8 protein-coding genes and 1 pseudogene are annotated in these 6,130 nt (G+C 59.9%); 4 read left to right on the top strand and 5 right to left on the bottom strand.

All coding sequences use genetic code 11. The features are described 5' to 3' along the window. Window positions 1–88: 88 nt before the first annotated feature. Genes hpf through HT737_RS20130 form a run of 4 tightly spaced genes read left to right on the top strand, consistent with a single transcriptional unit; the run spans window position 89 to window position 2,025 of the window. The gene (gene hpf / locus HT737_RS20145) at window positions 89–397 is read left to right on the top strand and encodes a ribosome hibernation-promoting factor, HPF/YfiA family (protein WP_025109458.1); all 309 of its coding nucleotides are present in this window, start codon (window positions 89–91) and stop codon (window positions 395–397) included. A gap of 12 nt (window positions 398–409) precedes the next feature. Then, on the top strand, window positions 410–874 hold the full coding sequence (ptsN, locus tag HT737_RS20140; protein ID WP_041072845.1) for a PTS IIA-like nitrogen regulatory protein PtsN: 465 nt from the start codon (window positions 410–412) through the stop codon (window positions 872–874). 2 nt (window positions 875–876) lie between these two features. Further along, window positions 877–1,734, top strand: a complete 858-nt coding sequence (rapZ, locus tag HT737_RS20135; protein WP_047291309.1) for an RNase adapter RapZ — start codon at window positions 877–879, stop codon at window positions 1,732–1,734. Between the two features lie 15 nt (window positions 1,735–1,749). Continuing rightward, window positions 1,750–2,025 carry an HPr family phosphocarrier protein gene (locus HT737_RS20130; protein ID WP_003221684.1) on the top strand — a complete coding sequence of 92 codons (276 nt, stop codon included), beginning with the start codon at window positions 1,750–1,752 and terminating at the stop codon, window positions 2,023–2,025. A gap of 100 nt (window positions 2,026–2,125) precedes the next feature. Here HT737_RS20130 and HT737_RS20125 read toward each other — a convergent pair. The 5 genes and pseudogenes from HT737_RS20125 to HT737_RS20105 form a co-directional block, all read right to left on the bottom strand. Then, window positions 2,126–3,020, bottom strand: a pseudogene (locus tag HT737_RS20125) (ZIP family metal transporter). A 19-nt stretch (window positions 3,021–3,039) separates the two neighbouring features. Then, window positions 3,040–3,663, bottom strand: coding sequence for a superoxide dismutase (locus HT737_RS20120; protein WP_047291301.1), 624 nt, complete (start codon window positions 3,661–3,663; stop codon window positions 3,040–3,042). A 1-nt stretch (window position 3,664) separates the two neighbouring features. Then, window positions 3,665–4,105, bottom strand: coding sequence for a hypothetical protein (locus tag HT737_RS20115; RefSeq protein WP_047291299.1), 441 nt, complete (start codon window positions 4,103–4,105; stop codon window positions 3,665–3,667). A gap of 27 nt (window positions 4,106–4,132) precedes the next feature. Beyond that, window positions 4,133–5,509, bottom strand: coding sequence for an aspartate ammonia-lyase (locus HT737_RS20110; RefSeq protein ID WP_182403856.1), 1,377 nt, complete (start codon window positions 5,507–5,509; stop codon window positions 4,133–4,135). Continuing rightward, entirely contained in the window at window positions 5,490–5,897 is a 408-nt protein-coding gene (locus HT737_RS20105) for a hypothetical protein (protein WP_047291295.1), read from the bottom strand. The genes HT737_RS20110 and HT737_RS20105 overlap by 20 nt, the downstream gene beginning before the upstream one ends. Window positions 5,898–6,130 lie beyond the last annotated feature (233 nt).

Here is a 6,130-nt window from a genome sequence, read left to right as displayed (position 1 = left end):
AAGCGGTTGATGTAAGCCACGTTACAGCGTTCCAGTGGCAGGCTATCCGGCCTGCCGCTTTATGCACTGGCAACGAAGGAGAAGCTGTATGCAAGTCAACATCAGTGGACACCAACTGGAAGTGACCGAACCTCTGCGCACCTACATCAACGAGAAACTCGAACGATTGGAGCGCCATTTCGACAAGATCACCAACGTGCAGGTCACGATGTGCGTCGAAAAGCTCAAGCAGAAAATCGAAGCCACCTTGCATATACCCGGCAGCGAAGTGGTCGCCAACGCAGAAGATACCGACATGTATGCTGCGATCGACTCACTGACCGACAAGCTGGATCGCCAACTCAAAAAGCATAAGGAAAAGACCCAGAGCCTCCTTCAGGGCGCAACCGGTCGTTAACACTCCCAACCCATGATCCGACTTGAAAGTATCCTGACCCCCGGCCGTTCCCTGGTGAACGTGCCGGGCGGCAGTAAAAAGAAAGCCCTCGAACAGATTGCCAACCTCATCCATAAAGAAGTGCCGGATCTGGCCATGCAGGATGTGTTCGATGCGCTGATCGCCCGTGAGAAACTCGGTTCCACCGGTTTCGGCAACGGCATTGCCATTCCCCACTGTCGCCTCAAAGGCTGCGAAGCGCCTATCAGCGCATTGATGCACCTTGATGCCCCCATTGATTTCGATGCCATCGACGGCGCTCCGGTTGACTTGCTGTTTGTCCTGCTGGTCCCGGAAGCGGCCACCGATGCACACCTGGAATTACTGCGCCAGATCGCCAGCATGCTCGATCGCAAGGAAGTGCGCGAAAAACTGCGCAGCGCACCGAGTAACGAAGCCTTGTATCAGGTCGTCCTGAGCGAGCAGAACGGTCATTAATCATGCGTTTGATCATCGTCAGCGGCCGCTCCGGCTCGGGTAAAAGTACTGCCCTGGATGTCCTTGAGGACAACGGCTACTACTGCATCGACAACCTGCCGGCCGGCTTGCTGCCGGAACTCGCCGAACGCGCCCTGATTCATACGGAGCTGGCCCAGCCGCTGGTGGCCGTGTCGATCGATGCACGCAATCTGCCGAGCCACCTGTCGCGTTTCCCCGAACTGCTTGAAGAAGTCCGCGCCCGCCACATCCAGTGCGATGTGCTGTATCTGGATGCTGACGAAGAAACCCTGCTCAAGCGCTTCTCGGAAACCCGCCGACGCCATCCGCTGAGCACTGCCAACCGCTCGCTGGCCGAAGCGATCAACGACGAAACTGCCCTGCTCGGCCCGATTGCCGACCTGGCCGACCTCAAGGTCAACACCACCAACCTGAATCTGTACCAACTGCGTGACACCATCAAGTTGCGCCTGCTGAACCAGCCGGAGCCGGGCACGGCGTTTCTGGTCGAGTCGTTCGGCTTCAAGCGCGGCATGCCGGTGGACGCGGATCTGGTGTTCGACGTGCGCTGCCTGCCCAACCCCTACTGGAAGCCGGAGCTACGCGCCCAATCGGGTCTCGATGCACCAGTCGCCGAATACCTGGCGGCGCAGCCGGAAGTCGAGGAGATGTATCAGGATATCTTCGGCTATCTGAATAAATGGCTGCCACGCTTTGCGGCGAGCAACCGCGCCTACGTCACCATTGCCATTGGCTGCACAGGTGGGCATCACCGCTCCGTTTACCTGACTGAACGCCTGGGTCAGGCCCTGCAGAAAACCCTGAAGAACGTCCAGGTTCGCCACCGCGACCTCACTTAAAGGATTCACACCGCGATGCCTGCTCTGGAAATCGAAATCATCAATAAACTGGGCCTGCATGCCCGAGCGTCGGCCAAGTTCGTCGGGGTGGCGGGTCAGTTCCCGGATTGCACGATCAGAGTGGGTCGTACACCAGAAACAACCGTGGACGGTAAAAGCATCATGGCGATGATGATGCTCGCTGCCGGCAAGGGCACGAAGATCTATCTGAGTACTGAAGGCCATCAGGAACAGGAAGCGCTGGATGCGCTGGTGGCGTTGATCAACAACTACTTCGATGAGGGTGGTTGATCGTTAAAGATCAAAAGATCAAAAGATCGCAGCCTGCGGCAGCTCCTACAGTGAACGCATTCCAATGCAGGAGCTGCCGCAGGCTGCGATTTTTTGATATTCAGCCCAATGCGGTATCCATCACCATCATCAGACAAAACCCGATCAGCAAGCCAAGACTGGCCAGCTTGTCATGACCATTGCGTCGCGACTCGGGGATCACCTCATGCGTCACTACCAGCAACATCGCTCCCGCGGCCAGCGCCAGCCCCAACGGCAACAACAACTCTGCCAGGCTGACCAGCCACGCACAGAGCAGCGCAAACACCGGCTCGACCAGCCCTGACGCCGCACCGATCAAAAACGCCTTGACCCGCGACATCCCGGCCCCGGCCAACACCAGCGCAATCACTAACCCCTCTGGCACATCCTGCAAGGCGATGCCCATCGCCAGGCTGTCGGCATCCGGCATGCCGCCGCCAGCAGACACCCCCACCGCCATGCCTTCCGGGATGTTGTGGGCAATGATGGCGAAGACAAACAACCAGATCCTTGGCGGGATCACCGGGCGCTCAGAGGTACCGACGAGCATTTCCGGTGAGGCGCCGGACAGTTTCAGGTCCGCCAGATACAGACCGAATGCACCGAGCATGATGCCGAAGCAGATCAACCCGCTGGCAGCCCACGGTGTCAGGCCCAGACTTTCAGCAGCAGCGATACCTGGCACGATCAGCGAAAAACGCAGTCGCCGCCAGCATCACGCCGGCGCCGAACCCCAACAGCGTATCGCTGAGCCTCTGCGGCATGCGCCGGATCACCAGCACCGGCACCGCGCCGAGCGCCGTGCCGAGGGCGCAAATCGCGCCACCCTGCAAGGCCCGCGACAGTTTCGGCTGCAGATCCAGCCACTCCAGCCCATGCGCCGCCAGCAAAGTCATGCCCGCCAGCAGCAACAGCGACCCGATCGCGTAACGAAACATGCGTCCACCGCCAGCCGCCAGTGTTTCAGTGCTCATAGTCAGCCTTGGATTGTTTTTATGGATGACTTAAAACCAGAGCAGCCTGATAACGCGCGGCAACTTCAGGCCAATTGATCACGTTGTAGAACGCGTTGATGTATTCCGGGCGACGGTTTTGGTAACGCAGGTAGTAGGCGTGTTCCCAGACGTCCAGACCGAGAATCGGCGTGTTGCCGTTCATCAACGGGCTGTCCTGATTGCCGCTACTTTCCACGACCAGTTCTTTTTCCGGGGTCACGCTGAGCCAGGCCCAGCCACTGCCGAAACGGGTCAGCGCGGCTTTGGTGAAGGCCTCCTTGAAGCTGTCGAGACCGCCCAGTTGCTCCTCGATTGCCTTGGCCAGTGCACCGTCAGGCTTGCCGCCACCGTTGGGCACCATGACTTCCCAGAACAGCGAATGGTTGGCATGCCCGCCACCCTGATTGATCACGGCCGCACGGAGTTTTTCCGGCAACTGCTGGACGCTGGCGACCAGTTTTTCCACCGGCCACTCGGCGTACTCAGTGCCTTCGACGGCAGCGTTGAGGTTGTTGATGTAGGTCTGGTGGTGCTTGGTGTAGTGAATCTCCATGGTTTGCGCATCGATGTGCGGTTCCAGGGCGTCGTAGGCGTACGGCAAGGCAGGCAAGGTAAAAGCCATTTCAGTGGACTCCATGGTGATGTGAGGCTGACGCGCGGCGTGCATTGCCGATGTCCGGGTGCAGCAGGCGCTGGGTGCGCGGGTATTCGCCGTGTTCGCCGATGAAATTCAGCAGCTCGACGTAGGTCTTGCTGCTCTGGCGCAACGCCGCTTCCCGCAGGGCCGGGCGCAGGCGCTCGTCCTGCATGGTCTGCAATAACCGTTGATGAATCGCGCAGAGGTACTCGGCGCTCTCCTCCGGCTGGTTCAGGCGCAGGTGCAGATCCGCCAGGTTGTGGTGGGAGATGACGCAGGCCGCCACTGCTTCGTCGGCGTCCGCCCAGCGTTCGAACAGCACTTGCGCCAAGGCCAGGGCTTGCAGGTAAGCCTCACGGGCATCAATCAGTTCGCCGAGCATGAAGCAGCGATTGGCCCGTTCGATCGTGCGTTTCCAGTGCTCCATGGTGAACCTCCAAAGCAGTTGCGGGATTTACACGCCGCCGGCAGTGAGTTTCTCGGGGTTGAGTAACTCTTCCAGTTGGCTGCGCGACAGGTCGGTGTGCTCCAGCGCGACGTCAATCACCGGACGACCCTGTTTGTAGGCCTGCTTGGCGATTTCCGCGGCTTTCTGGTAACCGATGATCGGGTTGAGCGCGGTGACCAGAATCGGGTTGCGCGACAGCGCTTCCTTGAGCCGCGACTCGTTGACCTTGAAGCTGGCGATGGCTTTGTCGCCGAGCAGACGGCTGGCATTGGCCAGCAGTTCGATGCTGCTCAACAGGTTCTGGGCGATGATCGGCAGCATCACGTTCAGCTCGAAGTTGCCCGACTGGCCGGCGATGGTGATCACCGAATCGTTGCCGATGACTTGCGCGGCGACCATCGCGGTGGCTTCCGGGATCACCGGATTGACCTTGCCCGGCATGATCGACGACCCCGGCTGCAAAGCTTCCAGCTCGATTTCGCCGAGACCGGCGAGCGGGCCGGAGTTCATCCAGCGCAAGTCGTTGGCGATTTTCATCAGCGACACGGCAATGGCCTTGAGCTGGCCGGAGACGGCGACGGCGGTGTCCTGCGAGCCGATCAGGGCGAACAGATCCTTGCCCGGAGTGAATTGCACATGGGTCAGCTGGCTTAATTGGCGGCTGAAACGCGCGGCGAATTCCGGGTGCGCATTGATCCCGGTGCCGACGGCCGTGCCACCCTGCGCCAGCGATTGCAGGCTCGGCAGCAGATCCTGCAGGTGGGCGATGTTGGCCTTGAGTTGCTGCGCCCAACCGTTGAGCACCTGGCTCATGCGCACCGGCATCGCATCCATCAGGTGCGTGCGGCCGGTTTTAACGTGGTGATGCACTTGCACGGCTTTGTTTTCGATGACCTGCACCAGATGCAGCAACGCCGGCAGGAGTTGTTCGTGCAACGCCAGGGCAGCGCTGACGTGAATGGTGGTCGGGATGATGTCGTTGCTGCTCTGGCCGCAGTTGACGTGATCGTTCGGGTTGACCGGCTCGCCGAGCAGGCGACTGGCGAGGGTTGCGATCACTTCATTGGCGTTCATGTTGGAACTGGTGCCGGAGCCGGTCTGGAAGATATCCACCGGAAAATGCTGCATGAAATCGCCTTCGAGCAGGCCTTGCGCGGCGTCGCTGATGGCCTTGCCTTGCGAGGCGCTGAGCTGGTTGAGTTCAACGTTGGCCCGCGCGGCGGCGGCTTTGGCGAGGATCAGCGCACGGATGAACTGCGTTGGCATCGGTTTGCCGCTGATCGGGAAGTTATCCACTGCGCGCTGGGTCTGCGCGCCGTAGAGAGCGTCCACCGGCACCTGCAGTTCGCCCATGCTGTCGCGCTCAATACGAGTCTTGGTCATCTGAAAATCCTTGGACTGATTCAATGAGAGGAATCGAGGGTTGCAACTCGCAGGTCGCCAGTTGCCAGGTGTAGCGCTGCCAACGCTGGAGTCGGCAGTTGCACAGCGACAGGCGCTCCATTTCACGCAGCGGGCGCCAGGCTTGATCGAGACACAAGCTGCGCCAGTGCCATGGCAACGCGATGTCGGTGGCTGTGTCGAGCAGCAAACGGAAGGAGGTTTCAGCGATGGTCCACGGGGAAGTCGCCGTGCAGCAGGCCAGATAACGGCCCTCAGCCAGGTAATGTTCGATCAGGCGCGGTTCGTCGGGGTCCATCGCGCAACGGATCTGGCGACTCATCCAGCGCCAGCTTTCGAGGTATGGCTGCTCGTGCAAGGCAGAACTCATGATCCGGGACTCGTGCGGAGATGAGATTCATTATTAGATGATAATGAGAACCAAAACAAGAGCACTTGGTTACACAAACTCCATTGTGGGAGCGAGCCTGCTCGCGAAGGCGTCGTGTCAGTCACCGCTGCGGTCGGCTGTTAAATCGCTTTCGCGAGCAGGGCTCGCTCCCACAGGGTTTTGTGTCGAGCCATGAAAAAAGGCGCGCCACCCGATTGGGTGGCGCGCCTTTT

Source organism: Pseudomonas sp. MD195_PC81_125 (assembly GCF_014060985.1).
Taxonomy (GTDB): Bacteria; Pseudomonadota; Gammaproteobacteria; order Pseudomonadales; family Pseudomonadaceae; genus Aquipseudomonas; species Aquipseudomonas parakoreensis.
The sequence above is the reverse complement of the archived record's forward strand: the minus strand, read 5'-3'. Positions and strand labels throughout refer to the sequence as shown.

Excerpts from the sequence above, each read along its gene's own strand:
- hpf (WP_025109458.1), top strand. The coding sequence starts at position 89 with ATGCAAGTCAACATCAGTGGACACCAACTGGAAGTGACCGAACCTCTG.
- ptsN (WP_041072845.1), top strand. The coding sequence starts at position 410 with ATGATCCGACTTGAAAGTATCCTGACCCCCGGCCGTTCCCTGGTGAAC.
- rapZ (WP_047291309.1), top strand. The coding sequence starts at position 877 with ATGCGTTTGATCATCGTCAGCGGCCGCTCCGGCTCGGGTAAAAGTACT.
- HT737_RS20130 (WP_003221684.1), top strand. The coding sequence starts at position 1,750 with ATGCCTGCTCTGGAAATCGAAATCATCAATAAACTGGGCCTGCATGCC.
- HT737_RS20120 (WP_047291301.1), bottom strand. The coding sequence starts at position 3,663 with ATGGCTTTTACCTTGCCTGCCTTGCCGTACGCCTACGACGCCCTGGAA.
- HT737_RS20115 (WP_047291299.1), bottom strand. The coding sequence starts at position 4,105 with ATGGAGCACTGGAAACGCACGATCGAACGGGCCAATCGCTGCTTCATG.
- HT737_RS20110 (WP_182403856.1), bottom strand. The coding sequence starts at position 5,509 with ATGACCAAGACTCGTATTGAGCGCGACAGCATGGGCGAACTGCAGGTG.
- HT737_RS20105 (WP_047291295.1), bottom strand. The coding sequence starts at position 5,897 with ATGAGTTCTGCCTTGCACGAGCAGCCATACCTCGAAAGCTGGCGCTGG.